General features: G+C 64.7%; 29 protein-coding genes. 14 read left to right on the top strand and 15 right to left on the bottom strand.

Annotated elements, in window-relative coordinates:
- Positions 1-3: 3 nt before the first annotated feature.
- From C513_RS0106340 to C513_RS14675, 6 genes are all read right to left on the bottom strand, one after another.
- Positions 4-300 carry a hypothetical protein gene (locus C513_RS0106340; RefSeq protein WP_156816056.1) on the bottom strand — a complete coding sequence of 99 codons (297 nt, stop codon included), beginning with the start codon at positions 298-300 and terminating at the stop codon, positions 4-6.
- Between the two features lie 90 nt (positions 301-390).
- A complete protein-coding gene (locus tag C513_RS0106335; RefSeq protein WP_018715198.1) occupies positions 391-744 on the bottom strand; it encodes a DUF488 domain-containing protein in 354 nt (117 codons plus the stop codon).
- 89 nt (positions 745-833) lie between these two features.
- Entirely contained in the window at positions 834-1,856 is a 1,023-nt protein-coding gene (locus C513_RS0106330; RefSeq protein ID WP_018715197.1) for a metal ABC transporter solute-binding protein, Zn/Mn family, read from the bottom strand.
- Positions 1,857-1,862: 6 nt separating this feature from the next.
- Positions 1,863-2,774 carry a metal ABC transporter permease gene (locus C513_RS0106325; protein ID WP_018715196.1) on the bottom strand — a complete coding sequence of 304 codons (912 nt, stop codon included), beginning with the start codon at positions 2,772-2,774 and terminating at the stop codon, positions 1,863-1,865.
- Positions 2,771-3,580, bottom strand: coding sequence for a metal ABC transporter ATP-binding protein (locus tag C513_RS12870; protein WP_018715195.1), 810 nt, complete (start codon positions 3,578-3,580; stop codon positions 2,771-2,773). Before C513_RS12870 ends, C513_RS0106325 begins: the two co-directional genes overlap by 4 nt.
- Positions 3,581-3,582: 2 nt before the next feature.
- Positions 3,583-3,708: a hypothetical protein gene (locus C513_RS14675; protein WP_018715194.1), complete on the bottom strand. Its 126-nt coding sequence runs from the start codon at positions 3,706-3,708 to the stop codon at positions 3,583-3,585.
- A 162-nt stretch (positions 3,709-3,870) separates the two neighbouring features.
- Here C513_RS14675 and queE point away from each other — a divergent pair, with 162 nt between their 5' ends.
- From queE to C513_RS12860, 6 genes are all read left to right on the top strand, one after another.
- Positions 3,871-4,509: a 7-carboxy-7-deazaguanine synthase gene (gene queE / locus C513_RS0106310; RefSeq protein ID WP_018715193.1), complete on the top strand. Its 639-nt coding sequence runs from the start codon at positions 3,871-3,873 to the stop codon at positions 4,507-4,509.
- An 8-nt stretch (positions 4,510-4,517) separates the two neighbouring features.
- Entirely contained in the window at positions 4,518-4,892 is a 375-nt protein-coding gene (locus tag C513_RS0106305; protein WP_018715192.1) for a 6-pyruvoyl trahydropterin synthase family protein, read from the top strand.
- 16 nt (positions 4,893-4,908) lie between these two features.
- Entirely contained in the window at positions 4,909-5,307 is a 399-nt protein-coding gene (gene crcB, locus C513_RS0106300) for a fluoride efflux transporter CrcB (RefSeq protein ID WP_018715191.1), read from the top strand.
- A gap of 92 nt (positions 5,308-5,399) precedes the next feature.
- A complete protein-coding gene (locus tag C513_RS0106295) occupies positions 5,400-6,419 on the top strand; it encodes an LLM class flavin-dependent oxidoreductase (protein ID WP_018715190.1) in 1,020 nt (339 codons plus the stop codon).
- A gap of 11 nt (positions 6,420-6,430) precedes the next feature.
- The gene (locus tag C513_RS12865; RefSeq protein WP_018715189.1) at positions 6,431-6,706 is read left to right on the top strand and encodes a hypothetical protein; all 276 of its coding nucleotides are present in this window, start codon (positions 6,431-6,433) and stop codon (positions 6,704-6,706) included.
- A 7-nt stretch (positions 6,707-6,713) separates the two neighbouring features.
- Positions 6,714-7,703: a YihY/virulence factor BrkB family protein gene (locus C513_RS12860; protein WP_018715188.1), complete on the top strand. Its 990-nt coding sequence runs from the start codon at positions 6,714-6,716 to the stop codon at positions 7,701-7,703.
- Position 7,704: 1 nt separating this feature from the next.
- On the opposite strand, the gene folK is transcribed toward C513_RS12860, so the two are convergent.
- From folK to C513_RS0106260, 5 genes are read right to left on the bottom strand one after another with little or no spacing between them, the layout of a single operon-like run.
- On the bottom strand, positions 7,705-8,184 hold the full coding sequence (gene folK, locus C513_RS0106280; protein WP_018715187.1) for a 2-amino-4-hydroxy-6-hydroxymethyldihydropteridine diphosphokinase: 480 nt from the start codon (positions 8,182-8,184) through the stop codon (positions 7,705-7,707).
- Positions 8,181-9,836, bottom strand: coding sequence for a polynucleotide adenylyltransferase PcnB (gene pcnB / locus C513_RS0106275; RefSeq protein WP_018715186.1), 1,656 nt, complete (start codon positions 9,834-9,836; stop codon positions 8,181-8,183). Before pcnB ends, folK begins: the two co-directional genes overlap by 4 nt.
- Positions 9,837-9,839: 3 nt before the next feature.
- Positions 9,840-10,517 (bottom strand): HAD family hydrolase, encoded by a 678-nt coding sequence (locus tag C513_RS0106270; protein ID WP_018715185.1) that lies wholly within the window; start codon positions 10,515-10,517, stop codon positions 9,840-9,842.
- Positions 10,514-11,209, bottom strand: coding sequence for a DnaA regulatory inactivator Hda (gene hda, locus C513_RS0106265; RefSeq protein ID WP_018715184.1), 696 nt, complete (start codon positions 11,207-11,209; stop codon positions 10,514-10,516). Before hda ends, C513_RS0106270 begins: the two co-directional genes overlap by 4 nt.
- Before the next feature lie 54 nt (positions 11,210-11,263).
- The gene (locus C513_RS0106260; protein ID WP_051084403.1) at positions 11,264-12,361 is read right to left on the bottom strand and encodes an AI-2E family transporter; all 1,098 of its coding nucleotides are present in this window, start codon (positions 12,359-12,361) and stop codon (positions 11,264-11,266) included.
- Positions 12,362-12,478: 117 nt separating this feature from the next.
- On the opposite strand from C513_RS0106260, the gene purM reads away from it, so the two are divergent.
- The 3 genes from purM to C513_RS0106245 all read left to right on the top strand — a co-directional run bounded on the left by purM (position 12,479) and on the right by C513_RS0106245 (position 17,322).
- Positions 12,479-13,507, top strand: a complete 1,029-nt coding sequence (purM, locus tag C513_RS0106255) for a phosphoribosylformylglycinamidine cyclo-ligase (RefSeq protein WP_018715182.1) — start codon at positions 12,479-12,481, stop codon at positions 13,505-13,507.
- A gap of 168 nt (positions 13,508-13,675) precedes the next feature.
- The gene (locus tag C513_RS0106250; protein WP_033394911.1) at positions 13,676-15,322 is read left to right on the top strand and encodes an alkaline phosphatase D family protein; all 1,647 of its coding nucleotides are present in this window, start codon (positions 13,676-13,678) and stop codon (positions 15,320-15,322) included.
- Positions 15,323-15,411: 89 nt separating this feature from the next.
- Positions 15,412-17,322: a bifunctional metallophosphatase/5'-nucleotidase gene (locus tag C513_RS0106245; RefSeq protein ID WP_018715180.1), complete on the top strand. Its 1,911-nt coding sequence runs from the start codon at positions 15,412-15,414 to the stop codon at positions 17,320-17,322.
- Between the two features lie 95 nt (positions 17,323-17,417).
- Here the strand turns inward: C513_RS0106245 and murJ are convergent, their stop codons facing one another.
- Entirely contained in the window at positions 17,418-18,977 is a 1,560-nt protein-coding gene (murJ, locus tag C513_RS0106240; RefSeq protein ID WP_018715179.1) for a murein biosynthesis integral membrane protein MurJ, read from the bottom strand.
- Between the two features lie 163 nt (positions 18,978-19,140).
- On the opposite strand from murJ, the gene rpsT reads away from it, so the two are divergent.
- Entirely contained in the window at positions 19,141-19,437 is a 297-nt protein-coding gene (gene rpsT / locus C513_RS0106235) for a 30S ribosomal protein S20 (protein ID WP_018715178.1), read from the top strand.
- Positions 19,438-19,567: 130 nt separating this feature from the next.
- Here the strand turns inward: rpsT and C513_RS0106230 are convergent, their stop codons facing one another.
- The gene (locus C513_RS0106230; protein WP_033394910.1) at positions 19,568-19,888 is read right to left on the bottom strand and encodes a DUF3579 domain-containing protein; all 321 of its coding nucleotides are present in this window, start codon (positions 19,886-19,888) and stop codon (positions 19,568-19,570) included.
- A 217-nt stretch (positions 19,889-20,105) separates the two neighbouring features.
- Here C513_RS0106230 and C513_RS0106225 point away from each other — a divergent pair, with 217 nt between their 5' ends.
- Together C513_RS0106225 and argF are read left to right on the top strand one after the other, a co-directional pair.
- The gene (locus C513_RS0106225; protein WP_026320614.1) at positions 20,106-21,302 is read left to right on the top strand and encodes an aspartate aminotransferase family protein; all 1,197 of its coding nucleotides are present in this window, start codon (positions 20,106-20,108) and stop codon (positions 21,300-21,302) included.
- Positions 21,303-21,347: 45 nt separating this feature from the next.
- Positions 21,348-22,271 carry an ornithine carbamoyltransferase gene (argF, locus tag C513_RS0106220; protein ID WP_018715175.1) on the top strand — a complete coding sequence of 308 codons (924 nt, stop codon included), beginning with the start codon at positions 21,348-21,350 and terminating at the stop codon, positions 22,269-22,271.
- Between the two features lie 74 nt (positions 22,272-22,345).
- Here argF and C513_RS0106215 read toward each other — a convergent pair whose 3' ends face one another.
- Together C513_RS0106215 and C513_RS0106210 are read right to left on the bottom strand one after the other, a co-directional pair.
- Positions 22,346-22,783 carry a COG4315 family predicted lipoprotein gene (locus C513_RS0106215; RefSeq protein ID WP_018715174.1) on the bottom strand — a complete coding sequence of 146 codons (438 nt, stop codon included), beginning with the start codon at positions 22,781-22,783 and terminating at the stop codon, positions 22,346-22,348.
- A 43-nt stretch (positions 22,784-22,826) separates the two neighbouring features.
- On the bottom strand, positions 22,827-24,029 hold the full coding sequence (locus tag C513_RS0106210) for an FAD-dependent monooxygenase (protein ID WP_026320613.1): 1,203 nt from the start codon (positions 24,027-24,029) through the stop codon (positions 22,827-22,829).
- Positions 24,030-24,207: 178 nt separating this feature from the next.
- Between C513_RS0106210 and trhP the strand changes: the two genes are divergently transcribed.
- A complete protein-coding gene (gene trhP, locus C513_RS0106205; RefSeq protein ID WP_018715172.1) occupies positions 24,208-25,617 on the top strand; it encodes a prephenate-dependent tRNA uridine(34) hydroxylase TrhP in 1,410 nt (469 codons plus the stop codon).
- A complete protein-coding gene (locus tag C513_RS0106200) occupies positions 25,614-25,811 on the top strand; it encodes a hypothetical protein (protein WP_018715171.1) in 198 nt (65 codons plus the stop codon). Before trhP ends, C513_RS0106200 begins: the two co-directional genes overlap by 4 nt.
- The last annotated feature ends 45 nt before the right edge of the window (positions 25,812-25,856 follow it).

Raw genomic sequence — 25,856 nt, 5'->3', positions numbered from 1 at the left:
GCTTTACAGCTTCTTGGCCGCCGGCGGCATGCCGGTGCTCAGGGCCTCCGTATCCACCTTGGGTTCGGAGGCCTTGCTGTCTGCAGGCTCCATCTCGTGCATGGCCTCGGTCGGCGCAATCACCGCATGGTCTGTCAGCGTGCTGCCTTCGGCAGCTTGCTCGGCCTGTACTTCATTCAGGGAATCGGCGGTGCTGACCACGGCTGCGGCGCCCTGGGCCACGGCGGCCGAACAGGCGGCAGCGGCGATCGCGGCGACCATGGCCTGGGCAAAGTTCATGCGGGTAGCGGGTGTAGACATGGTGTTCTCCGGTTATCTTGAACAATGTCTTCACTATAGAAAAGCCGCTGCCGCCAGTGTGTAGGACACGAACCAGCATCGTTGCCGGAATCAGGATTGCAGCAGATCGCGGATGACGACCAGATGGCTGTGTTGCGGATCGCGTGCGGCAGTCAGCAGCGTGACTTGTCCATGCTGCTGCTCCAGCAGACGGATACGTGCCAGGGCCTGTTGCGCATCGGGCTGTGTCAGCTCCTCGCGCAGACGCTGGACAAAGGCATCGAAGCGATGCTCCCGATCCTCGTGGAACCAGACACGCAGGGCGCTGGAAGGCGTGGCCGCCTTTTCCCAGCTGACCTCCTGCAGATGTTCCTTGCGTACGCCGCGTGGCCAGAGCCGGTCCAGCAGGACGGCCGGCAGATCACTGGCCGCATCGAAATCCTTGACGCGCATCAGGGTGTACATGACAGCTCTCCGGCAACAGCGATGCTTCCCATGATACGGATCCGGCCATGGCCGGGCCGACCTGCCCCACTGTCAGCAGGGTCATGCGCTCAACGCATCGCCTGTACCAGCTGCGTCACGTTGTAGCGCATCAGGCTGACATAGCTGTTGGCCGGACCATCGACCGGGCTGAGTGCGTCCGAGTACAAGGGCTGCTCCTGGACGGTCACGCCCGCCTCCCGGCTGATCTGCTCCACCAGACGCGGATCCTTGATGTTTTCCACAAACACGGCCTTGACCTGCTCCTTGCGGATCTGGGCAATCAGGGCGGCCACGGTGCGCGCCGAAGGCTGGCTGTCGGTGCTGACGCCTTGCGGAGCCAGGAAACTGACCTGATAACGCTGACCCAGGTAGGCAAAGGCATCGTGGCCGGTCACGACCTTGCGCTGTGCCTGCGGAATGCCCGCAAACTGCGTTTCGGCCCAGCTGTCCAGCTCACGCAGAATCTGCTGATAAGCGGCCAGACGCTGCTGATAGGCCTCTCTGTGCGCCGGATCGGCCTGGATCAGGGCCTGGGCCACGTTGGCGGCATACGTCTGCATCAGCACCGGGTTCTGCCAGATGTGCGGATCGGGCGCACCGGCATCGTGCCCATCGGCCTTGTCGTCATGGGCATGACCATGGTCATGATCATGGCCGTCATCATGGGCATGACCGCCCTTTAGCGGCTCGATGCCTGCGCTGGCCAGTGCCAGCGGCACCTGGCTGTCACGCACGGCGCGTTCCAGGGCAGCGCCCTCGTAGCCGAGTCCGTTCATCAGCACCAGCTGCGCTTCGCGCAGGCGACGGATATCGGCCGGCGTGACCTGGTAGACATGGCCGTCCTGGCCCGGGCCGACGATGTCCGTGACCTGCACCTGCTCGCCGCCGATCTGGCGTGCCACATCACCAAGGATGCTGAAACTGCTGATGACGCGAAGCGGCTGTGCCGTGACCGCTGCGGCAGACGCGCCGCTGGCGGCTGCACTGGCAGCCGGTTGTGCCGTCTGGCGCTCGCCACAGCCGGCCAACAGCAACAGGCCGGCAACTGCGCCGGTCAGCGTCAGGCGACGCCCGGGTGAATGTCGATGCATGTCGATTTACTCCTTGTGGTCCTGGGGATCAAAACCGGCACGCTGATGGCGCCGGTGCGACAGCCAGCGCGGCAACAGGCCGCCCTGGCTGGCAAACAGCAGTGAAAAGAAATACATGGCACCACACAGCAGGATGATGGACGGGCCCGATGGCAGGTCCAGGTGGTAGGACAGCAGCAGACCGCCGTAGCCGCCCAGCCAGGCCAGCAGCGCCGCCAGCAGCATGATGCTGCCCATGCGCACCTGCCAGAGTCGTGCCGTAATCGCCGGCAACATCATCAGGCCCACCGCCATCAGCGTGCCCAGCGCCTGGAAACCGGCCACCAGGTTCAGCACCACCAGCATCAGGAACAGCACGTGCCAGACCGCACCGCGGCTGCCGACCGACTGCAGGAAGACCGGATCGATGATCTGCACCACCAGCGGCCGATAAATCAGCGCCAGCACGATCAGCGTGATGCTGGACACGCTGGCCACCAGCGTGAGTGCCGCTGCGTCCACCGCCAGCACCGAACCGAACAGCAGGTGCAGCAGATCGACCTGGCTGCCGCTGACGCTGACCACCAGCACGCCAATCGCCAGGCAGCTGAGATAGAAGGCGGCAAAGTTGGCATCCTCGCGCAGCGTGGTGTAGTGGCTCACCAGACCGACGCCGAGTGCCACGACCAGCCCGGCCAGCAGCCCGCCCAGCCCCATCGCCATGACGTTGAAGCCGGCCAGCAGAAAGCCTGCGGCCACGCCCGGCAGCACGGCATGGGCAATCGCATCGCCCATCAGGCTCATGCGGCGCAGCAGCAACAGCACGCCGATAGGCGCAGCGCTGAGCGACAGGAACAGCACGCTGGCAAGCGCGCGGCGCATGAAGGCAAACTGGACAAAAGGCTCCAGCAGCAAACCGTACAACAGGGTATCGCTCATGGCCGGTCTCCGTGCGCATGGGCGTGATCGTGATCGTGATCGTGATCATGCACATGACCATGGCCGATCTGCTCCGGCTGGACGCGGCACCATTCGTCGTCGGTAGCGGTATCCTGACGGAAACTGCTGGCACGCTGCAGATTGGCATCGGACAGCACCTGCTGCGCCGGGCCGCAAGCCATGACCTCGCGCGCCAGCAACAGCGCCTGATCGAACCACTGGCGCGCCTGCGCCGCATCATGCACCACGGCGATGATGCCCTTGCCCTGCTGCTGGCACTGCCGCAACAGCATCAGCAGCGATTGCGTGGTGTAGGCATCCATGGCGTTGAAGGGCTCATCCAGCAGCAGGAAGCGCGCGTCCTGCACCAGCATGCGCGCAAACAGCACGCGCTGGAACTGCCCGCGTGACAGCGCCGCGATCTGGCGCTGCGCAAACGCCGCCATGCCGACCTGCTCCAGTGCCTGCAGCACACGCGCGCGCTGCGCACGACGGATGCCGCCAAACGCCCCCAGCTCATGCCACAAGCCGAGAGCCGTCAGCTCGGCCACTGTCATCGGCAGGCTGCGGTCGATTTCCGCCTGCTGCGGCAGATAGGCCAGGTCACGACGCTGCAGGCCCTGCCATTGCACACTGCCGGTGTCGCAAGGCAGCAGGCGCATGACGGCCTTGAGCAGCGTGCTCTTGCCGGCCCCGTTGGGACCGAAAATGGCCCAGGAGCTGCCCGGTTCGAAGCGCGCATAGGCATGGTGGACCGCCGGCACGCTGCGGTAGCTCACGGTGATGTTGTCGAGCACGATCGCCATGCTTACACCACCAGGGCGTAGACCAGCCAGATCAGCAGCACCAGCAGCAAGGCGATCAGCAGGCGGAAACCTGCGCCGCGCAGCAGCCAGGAAGAGGATTCCGGTGGGGAAGAGGATGGGGAACGCATGGGATCGGGCAGGCAACAGCAGCAGTCTGCTGCCTCATTATTGCAACAATGTTGCGATTATACGCCTGATCCGTTCATGGCTTGCCACGCGGCATTTGCCCGCATGCTGCAGCGCGGCGATAATTCCCTGTTGCGCGTATCTGCGCTTTGCTTTTCAACTTCATGGCCTACCAGATCAAGGAAATCTTCTACACGCTGCAGGGCGAAGGCCTGCAGGCCGGTCGCCCCGCCGTGTTCTGCCGCTTTGCCGGCTGCAACTTCTGGAATGGCCGCGAGCAGGATCGCGCCCAGTCCATCTGCAACTTTTGCGATACCGATTTCATCGGCACCGACGGCACGCTGGGCGGCAGTTTTCGCGATGCCGGCACGCTGGCACGCCACATTGCCGCGCAGTGGCCGGCCGGCTTGCCCGGCAAGCCCTATGTGGTGCTGACCGGTGGCGAGCCGCTGTTGCAGGTCGATGACACCCTGGTCGATGCGCTGCATGCCGAAGGCCTGGAAGTGGCTGTCGAAACCAATGGCAGCATCGCCGCTCCCGCCGGCATCGACTGGATCTGTGTCAGCCCGAAATCGCTGCAGCACTGGGTGCAGCGCAGCGGCAACGAGCTCAAGCTGGTCTGGCCACAGCCGCACATGACGCTGCAAGCGATGCTGGACGACACCGATTTCACGCACTACCTGCTGCAGCCGCTGGACGACGCACAACGCGCACAGCACACGCAGACCTGCATCGACGCCTGCCTGCAGGATCCGCGCTGGCGGCTGAGCCTGCAGACCCACAAGATCACCGGGATCCGCTGAGCCCCATCATGCAATTCGAACTCTCCCAGACCTTCTTCTTCGAAGCCGCGCACACGCTGCGCCGCAAGCTGGATGATGCCGCCGAAGTGGCCGGCAGCAAGCGCATCCACGGCCACACCTACCATGCCTCGGTCAGCCTGTCCGGCACCCCGGCAGCCGATTCCGGCATGGTGATGGATCTGGCACTGCTGCGCGCCCAGATCGCCACGCTGCGCAGCCAGCTGGATCACCATTTCCTGGACGAGGTCGAAGGCCTGGGCCAGCCAACGCTGGAAAACCTCTGCCTCTACATCGCGCGCCACATGCAGGAACAAGGCACCCGGCCCAGCCAGGTTCGTGTCTGGCGCGAAGCCAGCGGCGACAGCTGCACGCTGACGCTGTAAGTCCCGGCCTGCAGTCATGCCGGCATTGCTGCCTTCCCTGCTGGCGATTGCCATCGGCGCTTCGGCCGGCGCCGTGCTGCGCTGGCTGCTGGCACTCTGGCTCAACGCCCTGTGGCCGGCGCTTCCGCCCGGCACCCTGCTGGCCAACCTGATCGGCGGCTACCTGATCGGTATCGCGCTGGTGTTTTTTGCCCACCACGCCGAGCTGTCACCCGTCTGGCGGCTGCTGGTAATTACCGGCTTTCTGGGCGGGCTGACCACCTTCTCCACCTTTTCCTCCGAAGTCTCGCACCTGCTGCTGCAGGGACGGCTGCTGCTGGCCACTGGTGCCATCGGTCTGCATGTGGCCGGATCACTGCTGATGACGCTGCTGGGCATGGGCACGGCACAGTGGCTGCGGCGCTGGCTGGCCTGACCCATCCGTTTTACCGCCCCGTTTGCAAGGTCATGCCAGCCGTGCGACCATGAACCGATCCCCGTTTCCCCCGAAAGAAGAAAGGACTGTTCATGTCACTGTTGGCGCAAACCCGACTTTCCATGCTCGATCTGGTACCCGTACGTGAAGGGTCCGGCGTGGCCGATGCGCTGGCCCAGGCCGTGCGCACCGCGCAACATGTGGAACAGCTCGGCTTTACCCGCTACTGGCTGGCCGAGCACCACAACATGGCCGGTATCGCCAGTTCCGCGACCGCCGTGCTGATCGGCCATATCGCCGGCCAGACCCGCAGCATCCGCGTCGGTTCCGGCGGCGTGATGCTGCCCAACCACGCGCCACTGGTGGTGGCCGAGGCCTTCGGCACGCTGGCCACGCTCTATCCGGACCGCATCGACCTGGGTCTGGGCCGGGCCCCCGGCACCGACCCGGTCACCATGCGTGCACTGCGCCGCAACCGCACCGAATCGGCCGATGACTTCCCGCAAGAAGTCGCCGAGCTGATGCACTACCTGGACGAGGTGCAGCCGGGCCAGAAAGTGATTGCCAATCCGGGCAACGGCACCCGGGTGCCGGTCTGGCTGCTCGGCTCCAGTCTGTTCAGCGCCCAGCTGGCCGCCGAGCGCGGCCTGCCCTACGCCTTTGCCTCACACTTTGCGCCGCAAATGCTGCTGCAGGCGATCGAGCTGTATCGCCGCAACTACCGGCCGTCGCCTCGCCATCCCGAACCCTATGTGATGATTGGCGTGCCGGTGGTGGCCGCCCCCACGGACGACGAGGCGCAATTCCTCGCCAGCAGCAGCTACCAGCGCGTGCTCAGCATCCTCACCGGCCAACGCGGACTGCTGCAGCCCCCGGTGGAGAACTTCCTGCAGCAGCTCGGCCCGCAGGAGCTCAACGGCATCCGCCAGTTCCTGGCCTGTTCGGTGGTCGGCAGTCCGGACACCGTGCGCCAGGGTTTTGACCAGCTGCTGGAAGCCACGCGCGCCAACGAACTGATTCTGGTCAGCGACCTGTATGATCCGGACTTGCGCCTGCGCTCGCTAGGCATTGCTGCCGGGGTCTGGCAGCAGGCACGTGCATCTGCCACCTGATACCGACTGCCATGACCCGACTGTTGCGCCTGTTGCCCCTGCTCCCGTTTTGCCTGCTGCTGCAGGGCTGCGGCGTCACCGCTGTTGCCGGCGCTGCCGTGGGAGCGGCGATCAGCGTCACGGGCGCAGTGGTATCCACCGGCGTCAAGCTGACCGGCAAGGCCATCGGAGCCGGTATCGATGCCGTCAGTGGCAGTGATGCTGCCGCAGAAGGCGTTGCCGTGGGCCAGCAGGCCGCACCAGTGCCGGCCACCGAGCCCGTGGCGACACCGGCACCCGCCTACTGATTCCGCCATGTCGCTGCCGCAACGCCTGCTGCACCCCCTGCGCTATGCCTGGCACCTGCTGCAGACCACGGCACGCGAATGGCTGGATGACGGCTGCCCGCAGTACGGGGCAGCGCTGTCCTATTACGCCGTGTTCAGTCTGGCCCCGCTGCTGGTGATTCTGGTGGCGCTGGTCGGCCTGTTCATTGGCAGCGGTGCGGCCCAGCAGCAACTGATCGGCGAAATTGCCCAGATGGCCGGCCCCCGGGCCGGGGAACTGGCGCAATCCCTGCTGCAGGCGGTGAACCGGCCGGGTGAAGGCACGCTGGCCTCGCTGATCGCGCTGACCGTGCTGCTGGTGGGCGCCACCGGCGTGCTGGTACAGCTGCGCACCGCACTCGACCGCATCTGGCTGCACCGGCCACAGCCGCAACCGCAAGGCCAGCTGCTGCATACCGTCTGGCGCACCATCTGCACGCGCATGCTGTCGCTGTCGATCCTGCTGGCGATCGGCTTTCTGATGCTGGTATCGCTTGCTGCTTCGGCCTATCTGTCGGCGCTGGACCGCTGGATTGCCGGCCAGACCTCGGGCATGCTGGAGTTGGCGCGCGTGCTCAACCCGCTGCTGTCCATGGCCGTGCTCACCTTCTTTTTCGGCATTCTGCTGGCCGGACTGCCCTCGCGGCCACTGGGCTGGCGGCAGATCCTGCCCGGCGCGCTGCTGGCAGCCGTGCTGTTTACCGTGGGCAAAAGCCTGATCGGGCTGTATATCGGCAGCACCTCCACCACCTCGGTCTACGGCGCTGCCGGATCGCTGGTAGCCTTGATGATCTGGGTCTATTTCTCGTCGCAAATCCTGCTGTTCGGCGCCGAATTTGCCTGGGTGCTGCACATGACACCGGCCGGCCAGCTGCCCGGCTCACCGGCCTATCTGCAGGCGGCCGGACAGGCGCTGCGTCGCTACCAGCGCCAGCTGCTCGACAACGCGGACCCGCCCGGCAAGGCGCCGGCCAGCTGATTCAGGCCAGCCGCTCGATCGCCTGATCGGCCACCGCCTGCAGCATTTCCGGCGGCACCAGTTCCGCATCGATTTCGGCCAGCGGTACCAGCACGAAAGCACGCTGCAACATGCGCGGATGTGGCAGCTCCAGCTCCGGCGTCTGCTGGCGGACACCGCTGTACAGCAGCACATCCAGATCCAGTGTGCGCGGCGCATTGCGGTAGGGCCGTTCACGGCCAGCCTGCTGCTCCAGCCCTTGCAGCGCCTGCAGCAGCGCCAGCGGGGCCAAGCTGGTGCGCAAACGCGCCACGGCATTGATGAAATCCGGCCCGCTGGCATCCACCGGTGCCGTGCGGTACAGCGACGAAGCGGCCTCCAGCCGGGTCTGCGGCAGCGCATCCAGCGCCTGCAGGGCCTGCTGCACCGACTGTCGCGCATCACCCAGATTGCCCCCCAGCGCAACCCAGGCCAGCGACGGTGCCACGATGGCGGACGTCATGCGTCTGCGCCGGAGTCGCTGCCGGCATCGCCTGCCGGCTTGCGGCGGCGGCGCGGCTTGCGCACAGCAGCAGTGTCGTCCTGCGCCGGCAAGCTGTCTGCCGCCTCGTGCGCCACAGGGGCTGCGCCATCTGCCGCTGCGGCCGGCTTGCGACGGCGGCGACGGCGTTTTTTCGGCGCGTCGGCATCGGGCAGTACCGATTCCCCGGCCACCTCGGCTGCCGGCTTGCTGCTGACCAGATGCACCTTGCCGCCGGCACGTCCCTGCTGCTGGACTTCACGTTGGCGCTGACGCTGCTGTTCGCGCGCGGTCGCGATCAGGTCTTCGCGCAGCGCATCGTTGGTGGTGCCGCTGAAGGTCTGCCACCAGTCCGCCAGCGATTCCTCCACCTCGCCGACGTGCGAACGCAGACGCAGGAAGTCGAAGCCGGCGCGGAAGCGCAGCTGCGCCACCAGGCTGTAGGGACTGTTGCCGCTGCGCTTTTCGAAGCGCGGCTGCATCATCCAGATCTCGCGCATGTCGGCGGCCAGCTTGCCGCGGCCGGAGACATCGCCAATGCAGGCGTCGAACACCTCGTCGATCGCCTCCTGCAAGCCGACAAACGGCGGCTTGCGCTCGGCGGTCTTGCGCGCCCAGGCCTCGCGCACATCCTGCCACAACAGGCAGGACAGCAGAAAGCTCGGGGCCACCGGCTTGCCCTCGCCCACCCGGCGGTCGGTATCCTGCAAGGCGGCGTTGACGAAGGGATCATCGGCCCGCTGCACCGCCAGCGTCAGTAGCGGATAGATGTTGTCGGTCAGCTGGTGCTTGCGCAGAATGCCGATGGTGCCCAGCGCATGGCCGGTCTGCAGCAGCTTGAGCATTTCGTCGAACATGCGGCTTTGCGGCACGTCGTGCAGCAGCGGCAGCGCCTCGCGGATCGGCGCCGAAGTCGCCTTGTCGAGACGGAAATCGAGCGGGCTGAGCTTGGCCGCAAAGCGGATGGCGCGGATGATGCGCACCGGATCCTCGCGGTAGCGCGCCATGGCATCACCAATCATGCGGATGGTGCGGTTCTTCACGTCCGCCATGCCCTTGTGGTAGTCCACCACTATCTGGCGCTCCGGATCGTAGTACATGGCGTTGATGGTGAAGTCACGGCGTGCCGCGTCCTCGTCCTGCGGGCCCCAGACGTTGTCGCGCAGCACGCGGCCGGAGGCATCGACTGCATGCTGCACGCCCTCGAGCGCGCGGCGGCTGGTCTTTTCGTTGCCGTTCACATGGGCGGCATCGGAGGCATGCAGATAGGCGCGGAAGGTCGAGACCTCGATCACCTCATGCTCGCGGCCACGGCCGAACACCACGTGCACGATGCGGAAACGGCGGCCAATAATGAAGGCGCGGCGGAACAGGCTCTTGACCTGCTCGGGCGTGGCATTGGTCGCCACATCAAAGTCCTTGGGCCGCATGCCGACCAGCAGGTCGCGCACCGCACCGCCGACGATATAGGCTTCGTAACCGGCTTTCTTGAGCGTCTGCACCACATTCAGGGCCCGCTCATCCACCAGGGAGACATCGATCTGGTGCACCGACTGCGGCACCTCGACGCGCTTGCCGAAATGCGGCTGCACCTGCTCCTTGCCCAGCAGCTTGTTGATGAATCGCTTGATCATGGCTTACGCCTTGGGAAACAGGTCGAGAATGCGCCAGCCACGGGCCTGGGCCAGTGCGCGCAGGCGCTCATCCGGGTTGGTGGCCACCGGCACATCGGCACGCTCCATCAGGGGCGCGTCGTTGATCGAGTCGGAATAGAAGCTGATATGGGTATCGCTCCAGTCCAGCTTGCGCCTGGCCAGCCACTGGGTCATGTTGTGCACCTTGCCTTCACGCAGATTGGCCATGCCCTCGACATTGCCGGTAAACCAGCCGTCGGGACCGCGCTCCAGCTCGGTGGCGATGATGTTCTCGTCCTCGAAGCCCAGCAGCGTGCCGATCGGGCCGGCGATGAAGCGGTTGGTGGCGGTGATCAGTACCAGGGTATCGCCGGCATCGCGGTGCTGCTGCAGCAGGTCCAGCGCCGGCTGGCGGATCGCCGGCTGCACGTACTCGGCCAGATAGCGCGCATGGGCGGCATGGGACTCGTCGGGCGTGTGCTCGCGGATGGCGCGCGTGACGAAGCGCACGTATTCGTTCATGTCGAGCACGCCCTGCTCGTACTGCTCGTAGAACACATCGTTCTGACGCAGCGATTCTTCGGCATCGGTCCAGCCAATGGCATTGGTAAAGTGGGCCCACATGAAGTCCGAATCGATCGGCAACAGGGTGTGGTCCAGGTCAAAAAGCGCAATATTCATGAGTCATTCATCATTTGCTTCAGCAGCGGCACGGTGATCGCGCGGCGCGTTTCAAGGGCATAGTCGTCCAGCATGGCCAGCAGCTGGCTCAGGCTCCCCAGGTCGCGGGAAAACCGGCTGAGCATGTAGCGCAGCACCTCGTCCGACAGATCCAGGCCACGCGCCTGCGCTTCCTGACGCAGGGCACGCTGTACATCGTCCTCGGCCAGCGGCTGCAGGCCGAACACCTGGCCCCAGCCGAGCCGGGTACGCAGATCTTCGCGCAGCGGCAGATCGGTTACCGGCAGGCGGCCGGCAGACAGCACCCAGCAGGGTTCGCCCTGCTGCGGCGTCATGGCATGGATGAACCAGTTGAACGCCGTGTGCTGCTGCTGCGGGCCATAGGCATCGACCTCGTCCAGCAGCACCACGCTCCAGCGCGGATCGAAGGGACGGGCATAACCGCCACAGGGCGTGGAGGCATCCAGCCAGCCGGCTTCACGTCCCTGTTCACGCAGCGCCTGCAGCACACCCTGCAGCAGATGGGTCTTGCCGCTGCCCTCTGGTCCCCAGATATAGGTGGGGCGCAAAGAGGGGCGGTTGTCATGGAGCACCGACTGCACGTGCGCCAGTACCGCGGCATTCGGACCGGGAATCCAGGAGTCCAGCCGCGGGCTGGGGGCCAGGCCGATATCGAGCGGAAGTTGTTTCATGGGGGGAGACACGCCGTCATTTTACGGGATGCAGCCGTTCCCCGCCGGAGGCCGTCAGTTGTTGTACAGGTCGCTTCTGAAATAACGCTCGCGCAGGCGGCGTACCGCCACCAGCAGCACGGCACTGCAGGGCAGCGCCACCAGCACCCCGACAAAGCCGAACAGCTGGCCAAATGCCAGCAGCGCAAAGATCACCACCAGCGGATGCAGGCCGATGCGCTCACCCACCAGTCGCGGCGTGAAATAGTAGCTCTCGATCATCTGGCCCGAGGTATACACCACGCCGACCATGATCAGCGTCTTGGTCAGACCGAACTGCAGCAGGCCCAGGACCACGGCAATCACCGTGCCGACACCAAAGCCCAGGTAAGGCACAAACACCGCCAGACCGGTAAAAATGCCCACCGGCCAGGCCAGATCCAGCCCGAACAGCATCAGGCCGACACTGTAATAGGTGGCCATGATGATCATCACCAGCAGTTGGCCGCGCAGGTACTGGCCAAGCAGGGTATCGGCTTCCTGCACAAAGCTGGTCACGCCCTCGCGCATGCGCAGCGGCACCAGGCGGAATACGGTGGCGATGAACTTGTCCCAGTCCAGCAGCAGGTAGAACAGCGCAATCGGAATCAGCACCAGATTGCCAATGACCGACAGCGCCACGCTGCCACCGATCATGAGCGAATTCAGCAGCGACTTGACGAAGCTCGGCTCGCCGGGTGCCGCCGGGGTGCTGCTGCTATTGCTGAGCCATTCAATCACCACGCCGCGCAACGATCCCAGATTGACCTCGAACGGAATGCCGTAACGGTCGAACATCTGTTGCACCCAGATCACGCCGCGATCCAGCAGCACCGGCAATTGCTGGCGGATGATCGGACCTTCCTTGATCACCACCGGCACGATCAGCATCGCCACGCCCAGCACGGCCAGGATGAACACCAGCATCACCAGCACCACCGCCAGCCAGCGCGGCACACGCCCGCCCAGCCAGCCGCTGATGCGGTCGACCAGCGGATTGAGGGCATAGGCCAGCACGGCCGCCACGATGAACGGCGTCAGCACCGGACCCAGCGCCCACAGGATCAGGCCGAGCACCAGAACCAGCAGGGTTCCGTTCAATGTCCGTTTCAGGTTGGGGCTCAATTCGATCATGGAAGGAGGAAGGTCTTTACAATACGGGCAAGGCCATGGTCAGGCAGCAAGTGCCTGCGCTGACAGCACGATACCCCAAGTTTGTGCATTCCGTTTATCGCAATCCGAATTTTCCCCATGCAAACTCCCATTTCCTACAAAGACGCCGGCGTTGACATCGATGCAGGCGATGCCCTGGTTGAACGCATCAAGCCGTTGGCCAAGAAGACCATGCGCGAAGGCGTGATGGCCAGCATTGGCGGCTTCGGCGCCCTGTTCGAGGTCCCCAAGCGTTACCAGGAGCCGGTGCTGGTTTCCGGCACTGACGGTGTCGGCACCAAGCTGCGCCTGGCCTTCGAGTGGAACATGCATGACACGGTCGGCATCGACCTGGTCGCCATGAGCGTGAACGATGTACTGGTACAGGGTGCCGAGCCGCTGTTCTTTCTCGACTACTTTGCCTGCGGCAAGCTCGATGTCGATACCGCTGCGGCGGTGGTCGGCGGCATCGCCAACGGCTGCGAGCAGAGCGGCTGCGCCCTGATCGGTGGCGAGACCGCCGAAATGCCCGGCATGTATCCCGATGGCGAATACGACCTGGCCGGCTTTGCCGTCGGCGCAGTCGAAAAGAGCAAGATCCTGACCGGCCAGAACGTGCAGGCTGGCGACGTGGTGCTGGGTCTGGCCAGCCACGGCGTGCACAGCAACGGTTTCAGCCTGGTGCGCAAGTGCCTGGAACGCGCCGGCAGCAACCTGCCGGCCACGCTGGACGGCATGCCGTTCCGCGAAGCCGTCATGCGCCCGACCCGGCTGTACGTGAAGCCGGTACTGGCCGCACTCGACCAGCATCCGGTCAAGGCACTGGCCCACATCACCGGTGGCGGCCTGCTGGAAAACATCCCGCGCGTGCTGCCCGAGGGCATGGTGGCACGCCTGGTCAAGGGCAGCTGGCCGCAGACCGAGCTGTTTGCCTGGCTGCAGGAAACCGCCGGCATCGACGACATCGAGATGAACCGCACCTTCAACAATGGCATCGGCATGGTGCTGGTGGTGGATGCGGCCCACGCCGAAGCCACCGCTGCCACGCTGCGCGAACTGGGCGAGACCGTCTACACCATCGGCCGGATTGCCGCTGCCGATGGCGCGGCCAAAGTCACCGTGGCCTGAGCCTTTTCCGCCGCTTTCGCGCACAGGCCGCATCCGCAAGGGTGCGGCCTTTTGCATGACACCAAACTGTCCCTGAAACGCCATTCTTTCGTCATGTACGCTGCCTAGACTGCCTGCTGTCATCGTCCGCTCCTGCCCACGCAGCAGCAGCTACACAGGGAGTTTTCCATGCAAAGACGGGAGTTGCTGCGTCGCAGTGCAGCCTTTTTCAGTGTCATTACCGCCGGCTCCGTGCTGTCTGCCTGTGGCGGCGATGACGACGCTCCGGCAACGGAACCCGGCCCACCGGAAGGCAGCTTCCGCTTCGATCTGGGCGTGGCCAGCGGCGATCCGCGTGCTGACAGTGTGGTGCTGTGGACGCGGGTGCAATCCAGCGGCAACACACAGCCGGACAGCATTCCCCTGACGCTGCAGGTCTCGTTGCAGGAAGATTTCGCCACCCTGCTGGTGGAACAGCCCCTGGATGCCAGTGCGCGCTACGACCACACGGTGCGTGCCAAGATCCGCCAGCTGCAAGCCGCCACGCGCTACTACTACCGCTTCAAGGCCGGCAGCGATGTCAGCACCACCGGCATCAGCAAGACGGCTCCGGCCACCGATGCGCAGCTGTCCAGCCTGCGCTTTGCCTGGTTCACCTGCCAGGACTGGAGTGTCAACCACTGGGGCGCCATGGAGTTGCTGGCCGCCGAGCAGGATCTGGACTTTACCGTCCACGTGGGCGACTACATCTACGAAACCGTGGGTGCCGGCTTCCAGACCGGCCAGGTCGAAAGCACCCATCCGCCCATCACCCTGCCAGACGGCATGCCGCTGGCCGATGGCTCCACGGCGGCCCTCACCCTGGCCGATTACCGCACGCTGTACCGCACCTATCGTGGCGATGCGCGCCTGCAGGAAGTGCACCGCAAGTTTCCCTTCATTGCCGTCTGGGACGACCACGAGTTCAGCGATGACTGCTGGCAGGATCACCAGACCTACAACAACGCCAACCAGCAACAGACCGGCCGCCGCCGCGCTGCCAACCAGGCCTGGTTCGAGTACATGCCGGTGGACATGGGCGATGTCGCCTTCGACCTCGACAATGCCCGCTACGACAACATCCGCATCTACCGCGACTTCCGCTTTGGCCAGTTGATGCATCTGGTCATGACCGACCAGCGCCTGTACCGGGACGACCACGCCATCCCCGAGGTGCTGGTGCCGCTGGCCCAGGGCGCACCGCTGGATGCCGCCCTGCAGATGGACACCTCGGTCGGATCGCGCTATTTCACGCCGCTGCCCACCCTGCTGCAGGCCCAGTCGTTCGACCTGATGGCACAGCAGCCCCGCGCTGCCGCCCCGTCGGTACTGGGCCAGACCCAGACCCAGTGGTGGAAGGACACCATGCGCCAGTCGAATGCGACCTGGAAAATCTGGGGCAACGAGCTGTCGCTGTCCCGCATGTGGGCCGATTTGCGCCAGCACCCGATGGTGACCGATCCCGCCCTGCAGCAGGTGTTTGCCATCAACGCCGATTGCTGGGACGGCTATCCGGTGCATCGCACCGAGCTGATGCAGTTCCTGACGCAGCACAACATCCGCAACGTGGTGGCCATTACCGGCGACCTGCACGCCTTCCAGTGCGGCATCGTGCGCGACCAGATCGGCTATGACCCGCGCCAGCCCCAGGCCGCCATCAACCCTCCTGCTGGCCAGCTGGAAGTCCGCTTCCACAAGGTCAAGCCGCTGCAACAGGGCCAGGCCCCGGCCAGCCCGCTGCTGCACACCACCCGCATCACCGTGCCGGCAGGCAGCACTTTCCCGGTCGTTCACTGAAACGCCCTTTTTCCTGTACAACGGAGACTCTTCCCATTCCCGGTCGTTCACTGAAACGCCCTTTTTCCTGTACAACGGAGACTCTTCCCATGCACCAGCGTCCTTTTTCCCTGGCCCTTCCGGCACTGCTGTCGGTCGCCGGCGCCACCCTGCTCACCGCCTGTGGCGGCGATGACGACAACGTACCGTCCACCCCGCCCGTCGTCGCCAAGCCGCTGGAGCTGACCATCGCCCACGTGGACGATAGCCACTCCAACCTGGACAGCATGAACCGCACCTTTGCCCTCGCCGGCAAGGATCTGACCGTGGATGCCGGCGGCTTCCCGCGTGTCACCGCCATGATCCAGGCGATTCGCGACAGCAACAAGAACGTGCTGGCCCTGCATGCCGGCGACGCCCTGACCGGCACGCTGTACTTCAACCGCGCCGGCCAGCCGGGCGAGGCCGATGCCGCGCTCATGAACACCGTCTGCTTTGATGCCTTCACGCTGGGCAACCACGAATTCGACAAGGGCGACAGCGGCCTGAAGCAGTTCATCGATTTCCTGCACAAGGATCCGGCCCAGTGCAAGACGCCGGTGCTGTCGGCCAACGTGCAGTTCGGTGCCAACTCCGCCCTGCAGCCGCAAAAGGCACCCGGCTATGTGCAGCCGCATATCGTGGTCGAGCGTGACGGCCAGAAAATCGGCATTGTCGGCCTGACCGTGGCCGGCAAGACCAAGGAATCCTCCAGCCCCGATCCCGATACCACTTTCGACAACGAGGCCACGGCCGCCCAGCGCAGCATCGACCAGCTGAAGGCCGATGGCGTCAACAAGATCATCGTCATGTCGCACATCGGCTATGTCGCCGACAAGGCACTGGCAGCCCAGCTGCGTGGCGTGGACGTGATCGTCGGCGGCGATTCGCACACCCTGCTCGGCCCGGACAGCCTGACGAGCTACAAGGCCGGCAGCCCGGCTGGCGAATACCCGACACGCCTGCAGAACGCCGATGGCGACAATGTCTGCGTGGTGCACGCCAATGAATACGCCAAGGTGGTCGGCGAGCTCAAGGTCAACTTCGATGCCGAAGGCAAGGTCACCAGCTGCACCGGCACGCCGCACGTGCTGATCGGCGACAACTACAGCGTCAACAAGGCGGCTCCGGATGCCGCCACGCTGAAGGCCATCCAGGACGACGTGCAGGCCAGCGGTTTCCTGCAAGTCGTGCAGCCGGACGCCAAGGCGCTGGACGTGCTGAAGCCGTTCAAGGATCTGGTAGAGGTGTTCAAGGCCAAGATCGTGGCCAGCGCCCCGCAGGAAATCTGCAGCCGCCGCGTACCGGGCGGTGAAGGCAGCGTCGACTACAGCCGCTCCGGCGCCGAGTGCAATGCCATCGGTGACGTCAGCCTGCACGGCGGCGATATCCAGCAGCTGGTCGCCCAGGCCTATCTGGAGGTGGCTGACAAGGACTACGGCGGTGCCGACATCACGCTGCAAAGTGGTGGTGGCGTGCGCGTGCCGCTGCGCGGCGAGGTGACAGCCGCCAACGTGATCGAAGTGCTGCCTTTCGGCAACATGCTGTGGCGCCTGGACATCACCGGTGCCGAAGCCAAGGCCATGATCGAGGACGGTCTGGACGCCACCTTCAAGCCGGGCGGTTCGACCGGCCCCTATCCCTACTCCGCCGGCCTGCGTTTCGACGTCGATGCCAGCAAGTCCAAGGGCCAGCGCGCCAGCAATCTGCAGGTATTCGACAAGGCCGCCAACAGCTGGAAAGCCATCGACATGGGCAAGACCTATCGCCTGTTCGTGCTGAGCTTCAACGCCACCGGTGGTGACGACTACACCACGCTGGCGAATATCCCGGCCGAGCGCCGCCTCGACATCGGCGTGCTCGATGCCGACGTGCTGCAAACCTGGATCGATCGCATCGCGGAGAAGGATGGCGCTGGCCGCCCGGTGATCCGCAAGCTGCCGCTGGACAAGTACAGCACGCAGTTCTTTGCCGCTCCCTGAGTCTGACAGCTGACAGCTGATAGCTGATAGCTGAATGAAACAGGGCTGCCTCTTGCGGGGCAGCCCTGTTTTTTCTGGGCGAGCAAGTGCCGTGCCTAGCGGCGTACCAGCTGTCGCAGCTTGAAGCCCGACAGCGCCAGCGCACCAAAATAGATCAGCACCGCGCCCAGCATGACGCCGGCAAACTGCAGCAGGCGTGTCAGCTTGCTGTGGACATCGACCCAGGCCAGGCCATCGGCCCAGAGCAGAAAGGCCGACAGCAGCAGCGTGGCAGCCAGCACGCGCAGCAGCAGCAAGGCCCAGCCCTTTTCCGGGCGATAACTGCCACGACGCAACAGGCCGGCCAGCAGCAGGCCGGCGTTGACCATTGCCGCCAGCGCGATCGACAGCGACAGGCCACCAACCGCCAGCAGCGGCACAAACACCAGGTTCATCAGCTGCGTGGCAATCAGTACGCCAATCGCGATCTTCACCGGCGTCTTGATGTCCTGGCGCGCATAGTAGGCCGGTGCCAGCACCTTGATCGCCACCAGACCAATCAGGCCGGCACCATAGCCCATCAGCGCCAGCGTGGTCTGCTGTACATCGGTCGCGGTAAAGGCACCGTAGTTGTACAGCACGCTGACCAGCGGCTGCGAAAAGCACAGCAGCGCCGCCGCGCACGGCACCGACAGCAGCACCACCAACCGCAAGCCCCAGTCCAGCATGGCCGAATATTCGTGCGGATTGTCCGCCGCCTTGGCGCGCGCCAGCTGCGGCATCAGCACCACGCCCAGCGCCACGCCCAGCATCGCCGTCGGGAACTCCATCAGGCGATCGGCATAGCTCAGCCAGCTGACACTGCCCGGGGCCAGATGCGAGGCAATCTGCGTATTGATCAACAGCGAGATCTGCGCCACGCTCACGCCCAGAATGGCCGGCAGCATCAGCTTGCCGATACGGCGCGTGTGCGGATCGGCCAGGGCCTCACGCATGGCGCGCCAGCTCAGCCCGATGCGCGGGAACATGCCCAGCCGCGCCATTGCCGCCAGCTGGACACCAAGCTGCAGCACGCCACCCACCATCACGCCCACGCACAGCGCATAGACCGGCTGGATGCCCATGCTGGCAAACCACGGGCCGCCAAGCCAGGCCGCCAGAATCATCGCGATATTCAGCAGCACCGGCGTGGCCGCCGGCACCGCATAACGCTTCCAGGTGTTCAGCACGCCAGCCGCCAGCGCCACCATGGACATGAAGCCGATATAGGGGAAGATCCAGCGCGTCATGGTGACTGCGGCATCAAAACCCTGCGGATCCTGCTGCAGGCCACTGGCCAGCAGCCACACCAGGAACGGTGCCGCCAGCACGCCGATGGCGCAGAAGAACAGCAGCACCCAGAACAGCACCGTCGCCACGCGGTCAATCGTCGCGCGCGTGGCAGCATCGCCCTCCTGCTCGCGTGCGGCTGCCAGCACCGGCACAAAGGCCTGGCTGAACGCCCCTTCGGCAAACAGGCGGCGGAACATGTTCGGAATGCGGAACGCCACGTTGAAGGCATCGGTAAAGGCACTCGCCCCGAAAGCCGAGGCAATCAGCAGCTCGCGGATCAGTCCCGTGATGCGCGACGCCAGCGTCAGCAGAGAAACAATGGAAGCAGATTTGAACAGGCTCACGATGCGTATCCGGTAGTGTGCGCGGCAGGCTGGCGCAGACGTGCAAGTGTAGCCGTTGCACGGACGGGTCACGCGGCCCTGTGCCACCTGATGACAAATTCATCAGGTACGGCTATAATCTTCGGTTCCTCTGACATCATCCTTCAACACAAGGAATCACATCATGGCTTCTACCAAGAAGAAAAAGAACCCCCGCCTGGCGTCTGGCCGCAAGCGCGCACGCCAGAACGTCAAGCTGAACGCAGCCAACACCTCGCTGCGTTCCAAGTACCGTACCGCTGTCAAGAACGTCGAGAAGGCCGTCCTGGCCGGTGACGTGGAGAAGGCTAAGGACCTGTTCGGCAAGATGCAGTCCGTGGTGGACATCGTCGCCGACAAGGGCATCTTCCACAAGAACAAGGCTGCTCGCGACAAGAGCCGCCTGTCTGCCAAGGTCAAGGCCCTGGCTACCGCCGCCTGATTTTTCAGGCAACGCCCGGTGCGGTTCATCCGCACTGCCGTTTGTCCGGGTGCGCTGTCAGCAGGAAAACAAAAACCGCCTTCGGGCGGTTTTTTCATGGGTGGCTGATTGTCATCAGCCTGTCAGCACGTCAGGGGCGGGCATCCGGCATCAGGCAGGCCTCCACCACCTGCAGGTCGTTGTCCCTGGCAAAACTCATGACAAAGTTCCAGGCCATGGGTTCGACCTCTTCGAGCTCGCGATTCAGGATCACGCACTTGGTGCCGCCGACGATGTTGGGCGTACACCACGGCGAATAGCTCAGGTGGGCACCGGGATGGCTGGCGCCACCGGGACGGAAATGACTCATGACGCCGGCCAGGCGCTCGGCCCAATCGCTGGGACGAAACTTGCGGCCTTCGGAGGTCAGGCCCATGATGAATACTTCTTTGCTGCTGGGAGTGGTAGTCATGAATCCGCGGTTCTGTGTGGGCTGGTGACCCGATGCGGCGTCTGGCCCGCCGCTGGCACTGCGGCCCCGATTCTACTACCAGCCCATCATCCGCACAGGCTGGCATGCCATACCGCTTGTGTTCTACAATGGTTTTTGGCAGATGCCTGCCTCCATTTCCGTTCCTGCCCCCTGCCCTCCGGCCGGCGGGCAGTTTTTCCTGTTTTCGGAGCCCTGCATGACCACCCCCGTTGCCGCCGCCTCTCCCCATGTCATGAATACCTACGGCAGACTGCCGGTCGCCCTGTCGCATGGCAAGGGCTCCCGCGTCTGGGACGTCAACGGCAAGGAGTACCTGGACGGACTGGGTGGCATCGCCGTCAACACCCTGGGCCACGCCCATCCCGATTTCGTCGCCGCCATGCAGGATCAGCTTAGCAAGATGATCCACTGTTCCAACTACTTTCACATCCCCGGCCAGGAGGCACTGGCAGCGAAACTGGTCGAGATCAGCGGCCTGAGCAATGCCTTCTTCTGCAACTCCGGCCTCGAAGCCAACGAGGCCGCCATCAAGCTGGCGCGCAAGTTTGGCCATGACAAGGGAATCAGCAACGCCCAGATCGTGGTGTTCGACAACGCCTTCCACGGCCGCAGCATCGCCACCCTGAGCGCCACCGGCAACCCCAAGATCCAGGCCGGTTTCGAGCCGCTGGTGCCCGGCTTCATCCGTGTCCCGCGCAATGACATCGAAGCCCTCAAGCGCGCTACCGAAGGCAACCCGGATGTGGTTGCCGTGCTGCTGGAGCCGATCCAGGGAGAAGGCGGCATCCACGAGATGACGGCCGAGTTCATGCGCCAGCTGCGCCAGCTGTGCGACGAGCGTGACTGGCTGCTGATGCTGGACGAGATCCAGTGCGGTTTTGGCCGTACCGGCAAGTGGTTTGCCTACCAGTGGGCCGACATCCTGCCAGACTGCATGAGCCTGGCCAAGGGTCTGGGTTCCGGCATGCCGATCGGCGCGCTGGTGGCCGGGCCGCGCGCTGCCAACGTGATGCAGCCGGGCAACCATGGCTCCACCTTCGGCGGCAACCCGCTGGCCATGCGCGCCGGTCTCGAAACCATCCGCATCATGGAACAGGAACAGCTGCTGGAAAATGCCGCCCGCATGGGAGACTACCTGCGCCAGGGCCTGCAGCAGGCCTTTGCCAACGATGCCGGCGTGCTGGAAGTGCGCGGCCACGGCCTGATGCTGGGTATCGAGCTGGATCGCCCCTGCGGCGCCCTGCTCAACACCGGACTGGAGCGCGGCCTGCTGTTCAGCGTCACCGCCGACCGCGTGATCCGCCTGGTGCCGCCGCTCAACCTGAGCCAGGCCGATGCCGATGCCATCATCGCCATCCTGGTCCCCATGGTGCGTGAATTCCTGGCCACCTGAACGCCAGGCCACCACCCTCCCCTGTTAGTTAGCCGAAAGCCTCGCATGACGACCATCCGCCACTACCTGCAGTTCACCGACCTGAATGCCGACGAGTACGCCTACCTGTTCCGCCGTGCCGCACAGATCAAGGCCAGGTTCAAGCGCTACGAGAAGCACCAGACCCTGGCAGACCGCACCCTGGCCATGATTTTCGAGAAAGCCAGCACTCGCACCCGCGTCAGCTTCGAGGCCGGCATGTACCAGCTTGGCGGCACGGTGGTCAACCTGACGGCCCAGGGCAGCCAGCTCGGCCGCTCCGAACCGATCGAGGACACCGCACGCGTCATCAGCCGCATGGTCGACCTGGTGATGATCCGCACCTTCGAGCAGGAGCGCATCGAGCGCTTTGCCGAATTCTCGCGCGTGCCGGTGATCAACGGCCTGACCAACGAATACCATCCGTGCCAAATCGTGGCCGACATCTTCACCTACATCGAGCACCGTGGCGCCATCCAGGGCAAGACCGTGGCCTGGGTTGGTGACGGCAACAACATGGCCAACACCTGGCTGCAGGCAGCCAAGCTGCTGGGCTTTACCGTGCATGTCAGCACGCCCAGCGGCTACGACATCGACAGCACGATTCCTGGCGTGGAACTGGGCGATCACGTCAAGTTCTTCAAGACCCCGCACGAGGCCTGCGCGGGCGCCGATCTGGTCACCACCGACGTCTGGACCAGCATGGGCTGGGAAGCCGAAGATGCCGCGCGCCAGGCCGCCTTTGCCGACTGGTGCGTGGACAGTGAAATGATGGCCTGCGCCAAGCCCGATGCCCTGTTCATGCACTGCCTGCCGGCGCACCGCGGCGAGGAAGTCAGCGCCGAGGTGATCGATGGCAGCCAGTCCGTGGTCTGGGACGAGGCCGAAAACCGCATGCACGGCCAGAAGGCACTGATGGAATTCCTGCTGCTGGGCCAGCTGGACGACTAATCCTGCTCCGGCAGCCACGTGCTGCCGGGTCCTGCAGGTCCCAGCAAGGCGGGCCTGGAGCCCGCCTTGTCATGTCAGCGTGCGGCGCGCGGCAGCACGCGGAAAACGTGCCACTGGCCATTGTTCATCATGTCCCCGCTCATGTCGCCGGGACGCGCATCCTTGCTCCAGTAGTACAGCGGCTTGCCGACCAGCGCCCACTGCTTGCGACCGTCATCGCGCTGAAACACGGAGAAATCGCCGCGGTTGACCGCCTTGGCATCGGCCAGCAGGGGCGGCCAGTTCTGCGCGCACTGGGCATTGCAGTTGGACTTGTTGACGCCATCCTGATCAAAGGTGTAGAGCGTCATGCGGTTGGCTGTCCCCACCATCACGCCGCTCACATTGATGGCCGGCGGCATCTCGCTGCTGCTGGGTGCCTGACTCTGGGTATTGGCGCAGCCTGCCAGCAGGGCGCTTGCCAGGCCGGCAGCCAGCGCCAGGGATCGGGTATGCAATCGGATGGTCATCATGTCTCGCTCCTTGTGCTCAGGGTGGTGGAGCCATCATACGCCTTCACACCACGCACTGCCCATAGAGCCAGGGCACATCGATCAGACGCTCTCCCAGCAGGCGCATGCCGGTATCACGCCCCCAGCGCAGCCAGCCGGTGCTGTGGAAGATGCCGCCATTGCGGATCGAGCGCTGCTGCACGCGCGAGACACGCTGCCAGCGCTGTTGCGCATACTGCTGCAGGGCCTGCGGTCGCTGTCCCTGCGCCTGCAGACACTGTGCCAGCACGGCCGCATCCTCGATCGCCATGCCGGCACCCTGTGCCAGAAACGGGCGCATCGGATGGGCGGCATCGCCCAGCAGGGCGACCTGCCCCTGCGCCATTTCACGTGCCGCACGAACCGGCGGGCGGTCGCAGAGCGGCCACAAGCGCCAGGACGCGATGGCATCGGCCAATCCGCGCACCGGCAGCGCCGTATGCTGCAGGGCTGTGCGCAGATGACCGGCATTGGCCGCATGGTCCCAATCCTGCAGATCCTCCGGTCGTGGTCCCCTGATCATGATCACCACATTCAGGTGGCTGCCGCCCCGCACCGGGTACTGCACCGCATGCAGATCCGGTCCGAGCCACGCCGTGACCTGGCGGCTGCGCAAGCAGGCCGGCAACGTGGCCTGCGGCACCAGTGCCCGGTAGGCCAGAATGCCGCTGTAACGCGGCTCGGCCTCGCCCGGCAACAACTGCTTGCGTACCCGGCTCCACAGACCATCGGCACCAATCAGCATCGGTACCTGCAGCTGCTCGGTCACGGCCTCCGCGCCCGTCCCGTGCAACTCCACCTCCAGCCCGCCATCAGCGCATGTCCGGTACCGTTCGATGCGCCGCTGCAACTGCGGCTGTATACCGTACTGACGCAGCACCTCGTCCAGCAGCACGCGATGCAGATCGGCGCGGTGTACCGTGGCGTAGGGGGCACCGTAACGCAGCCCGAACTGGGAATCAAAATGCAGCACGCCCAGCATGCGGCCATTGAGTGCATCGCGCACACGCAGCATCTGCGGGAACGATGCCATCTCCTGCAGCGCATCGCCCAAGCCCCAGCTCTTGAGCACACGCACCACATTCGGCCCCAACTGGATGCCCGCACCAACCTCGGCCCAGGCATCGGCCTGTTCAATCACGCGGGAAGGAATCTGCTGGCGTGCCAACGCCAGTGCGGCAGCGAGCCCGCCAATGCCGCCGCCTGCTATCAGCAAAGGTGTATCCATATGCAGATTGTGAACCGAAACTGTGCCTTTCTGAACACATCGTCCGGTATCGATATGCAATAGCTCGCAGATGGCGCCTTGCTTTCCTCCTCCCGTCTCGCCAACTGGAGCAAAAAACAGGACAATAGGGAGTTACATGAATTGCCTTCCTGGCAAGGCGCAGCCTTGCCGATCCTGCATGACCACTCCCCTGAAAGCCCCCGAGCTGCTGCTGCCTGCCGGCAGCCTCGACAAGATGCGTGCCGCCTACGATTACGGCGCCGATGCCGTCTATGCCGGTCAGCCGCGCTACAGCCTGCGTGCGCGCAACAACGAATTCCGCCTGGAACAGCTGCAACAAGGCATTGCCGAAGCCCACGCGCGTGGCAAGAAACTGTTCGTCACCAGCAACCTGCTGCCGCACAACGACAAGGTACGCACCTACATACGCGACATCGAGCCGGTGATTGCCTTGCAGCCCGATGCCCTGATCATGGCCGACCCCGGACTGATCATGATGGTGCGCGAGAAATGGCCGGAGATGCCGATCCACCTGTCGGTGCAGGCCAATACCGTCAACTACGCCGCCGTCAAATTCTGGCAGCGCATGGGCGTGGCGCGCATCATCCTGTCGCGCGAACTCAGCCTGGACGAGATCGAGCGCATCCGCCAGGAATGTCCGGACATGGAGCTCGAGGTATTCGTGCACGGCGCCCTGTGCATTGCCTACAGCGGCCGCTGCCTGCTGAGCGGCTACTTCAACCGGCGCGATCCCAACCAGGGCACCTGCACCAACGCCTGCCGCTGGAACTACGCCACACACGACGCCGACATCGATGCCAATACCGGCGATGCCATCGGCACGAAGATGGACCAGGATTTCAGCTTCGAATCCGAACGCGAGCAGGCCGAAAAGTCCTTTGCCGCCACCAGCCGCGAACAGGCGGCCACCGGCGATGGCCAGCGCCATCCGCTGGCCGACAAGGTCTACCTGATCGAAGAGATCGGTCGCCCCGGTGAACTGATGCCGATCATGGAAGACGAGCACGGCACCTACATCATGAACAGCAAGGATCTGCGTGCCGTCGAATATGTCGAGCGCCTGACGCAGATCGGCATCGACTCGCTCAAGATCGAAGGCCGCACCAAGTCGCTCTACTACGTCAGCCGCACCGCCCAGATCTATCGTCGCGCGATCGACGATGCCGTCGCGGGTCGGCCGTTCAATCCGGAACTGATCACCGAGCTGGAAGGTCTGAGCAACCGTGGCTACACGGCAGGCTTCCTGGAGCGCCGCCCGGCCAACCACTACCAGAACTACGAAACCGGCAGCTCGCAAACCCAGCGCAGCCAGTTCGTCGGCGAAGTCAGCAAGACCGAAGCGCGCCACGGCTGGCTGCAGGTCGAGGTCAAGAACCGCTTCGCCGTCGGCGACCGGCTCGAGCTCATCCACCCCTCCGGCAACCAGATCATCACGCTGCAATCCATGCAGAACGCCGACGGCCTGGACATCCAGATTGCCAACGGCAGCCCGCTCAAGGTCTGGCTGCCGCTGGAGGCACGTTACCAGGGAGCGCTGCTGGCGCGCCTGACCGGAGAAGTGACATGAAGCCATCCACCAACCCCTCCAAGACCGCCTTCTGGATCGGCAACGCCCTGCTGGCAGTGGCACTGTTGATGCTGTTCTACATGAATCCGCTGGCCGAGCGTTTCGGCATGCTGGCCTTTGTCGGCTGGGTCATCGTCGCAGCGCTGGGCGTGTACCTGGTGGTCAAGGACCGGCACGAGGAGCCGCCACTGTAAGACGGCCAAAGGCGCACGCGCCCATGAAAAAACGGCCCGCAGGGG

It is taken from the genome of Allobrachymonas chironomi DSM 19884 (assembly GCF_000374625.1).
GTDB classification, from domain to species: domain Bacteria; phylum Pseudomonadota; class Gammaproteobacteria; order Burkholderiales; family Burkholderiaceae_C; genus Brachymonas; species Brachymonas chironomi.
This window is presented reverse-complemented; position numbering and strand designations above follow the sequence as displayed.

Excerpts from the sequence above, each read along its gene's own strand:
- C513_RS0106340 (WP_156816056.1), bottom strand. The coding sequence starts at position 300 with ATGTCTACACCCGCTACCCGCATGAACTTTGCCCAGGCCATGGTCGCC.
- C513_RS0106335 (WP_018715198.1), bottom strand. The coding sequence starts at position 744 with ATGTACACCCTGATGCGCGTCAAGGATTTCGATGCGGCCAGTGATCTG.
- C513_RS0106330 (WP_018715197.1), bottom strand. The coding sequence starts at position 1,856 with ATGCATCGACATTCACCCGGGCGTCGCCTGACGCTGACCGGCGCAGTT.
- C513_RS0106325 (WP_018715196.1), bottom strand. The coding sequence starts at position 2,774 with ATGAGCGATACCCTGTTGTACGGTTTGCTGCTGGAGCCTTTTGTCCAG.
- C513_RS12870 (WP_018715195.1), bottom strand. The coding sequence starts at position 3,580 with ATGGCGATCGTGCTCGACAACATCACCGTGAGCTACCGCAGCGTGCCG.
- C513_RS14675 (WP_018715194.1), bottom strand. The coding sequence starts at position 3,708 with ATGCGTTCCCCATCCTCTTCCCCACCGGAATCCTCTTCCTGGCTGCTG.
- queE (WP_018715193.1), top strand. The coding sequence starts at position 3,871 with ATGGCCTACCAGATCAAGGAAATCTTCTACACGCTGCAGGGCGAAGGC.
- C513_RS0106305 (WP_018715192.1), top strand. The coding sequence starts at position 4,518 with ATGCAATTCGAACTCTCCCAGACCTTCTTCTTCGAAGCCGCGCACACG.
- crcB (WP_018715191.1), top strand. The coding sequence starts at position 4,909 with ATGCCGGCATTGCTGCCTTCCCTGCTGGCGATTGCCATCGGCGCTTCG.
- C513_RS0106295 (WP_018715190.1), top strand. The coding sequence starts at position 5,400 with ATGTCACTGTTGGCGCAAACCCGACTTTCCATGCTCGATCTGGTACCC.
- C513_RS12865 (WP_018715189.1), top strand. The coding sequence starts at position 6,431 with ATGACCCGACTGTTGCGCCTGTTGCCCCTGCTCCCGTTTTGCCTGCTG.
- C513_RS12860 (WP_018715188.1), top strand. The coding sequence starts at position 6,714 with ATGTCGCTGCCGCAACGCCTGCTGCACCCCCTGCGCTATGCCTGGCAC.
- folK (WP_018715187.1), bottom strand. The coding sequence starts at position 8,184 with ATGACGTCCGCCATCGTGGCACCGTCGCTGGCCTGGGTTGCGCTGGGG.
- pcnB (WP_018715186.1), bottom strand. The coding sequence starts at position 9,836 with ATGATCAAGCGATTCATCAACAAGCTGCTGGGCAAGGAGCAGGTGCAG.
- C513_RS0106270 (WP_018715185.1), bottom strand. The coding sequence starts at position 10,517 with ATGAATATTGCGCTTTTTGACCTGGACCACACCCTGTTGCCGATCGAT.
- hda (WP_018715184.1), bottom strand. The coding sequence starts at position 11,209 with ATGAAACAACTTCCGCTCGATATCGGCCTGGCCCCCAGCCCGCGGCTG.
- C513_RS0106260 (WP_051084403.1), bottom strand. The coding sequence starts at position 12,361 with ATGATCGAATTGAGCCCCAACCTGAAACGGACATTGAACGGAACCCTG.
- purM (WP_018715182.1), top strand. The coding sequence starts at position 12,479 with ATGCAAACTCCCATTTCCTACAAAGACGCCGGCGTTGACATCGATGCA.
- C513_RS0106250 (WP_033394911.1), top strand. The coding sequence starts at position 13,676 with ATGCAAAGACGGGAGTTGCTGCGTCGCAGTGCAGCCTTTTTCAGTGTC.
- C513_RS0106245 (WP_018715180.1), top strand. The coding sequence starts at position 15,412 with ATGCACCAGCGTCCTTTTTCCCTGGCCCTTCCGGCACTGCTGTCGGTC.
- rpsT (WP_018715178.1), top strand. The coding sequence starts at position 19,141 with ATGGCTTCTACCAAGAAGAAAAAGAACCCCCGCCTGGCGTCTGGCCGC.
- C513_RS0106230 (WP_033394910.1), bottom strand. The coding sequence starts at position 19,888 with ATGACTACCACTCCCAGCAGCAAAGAAGTATTCATCATGGGCCTGACC.
- C513_RS0106225 (WP_026320614.1), top strand. The coding sequence starts at position 20,106 with ATGACCACCCCCGTTGCCGCCGCCTCTCCCCATGTCATGAATACCTAC.
- argF (WP_018715175.1), top strand. The coding sequence starts at position 21,348 with ATGACGACCATCCGCCACTACCTGCAGTTCACCGACCTGAATGCCGAC.
- C513_RS0106215 (WP_018715174.1), bottom strand. The coding sequence starts at position 22,783 with ATGATGACCATCCGATTGCATACCCGATCCCTGGCGCTGGCTGCCGGC.
- C513_RS0106210 (WP_026320613.1), bottom strand. The coding sequence starts at position 24,029 with ATGGATACACCTTTGCTGATAGCAGGCGGCGGCATTGGCGGGCTCGCT.
- trhP (WP_018715172.1), top strand. The coding sequence starts at position 24,208 with ATGACCACTCCCCTGAAAGCCCCCGAGCTGCTGCTGCCTGCCGGCAGC.
- C513_RS0106200 (WP_018715171.1), top strand. The coding sequence starts at position 25,614 with ATGAAGCCATCCACCAACCCCTCCAAGACCGCCTTCTGGATCGGCAAC.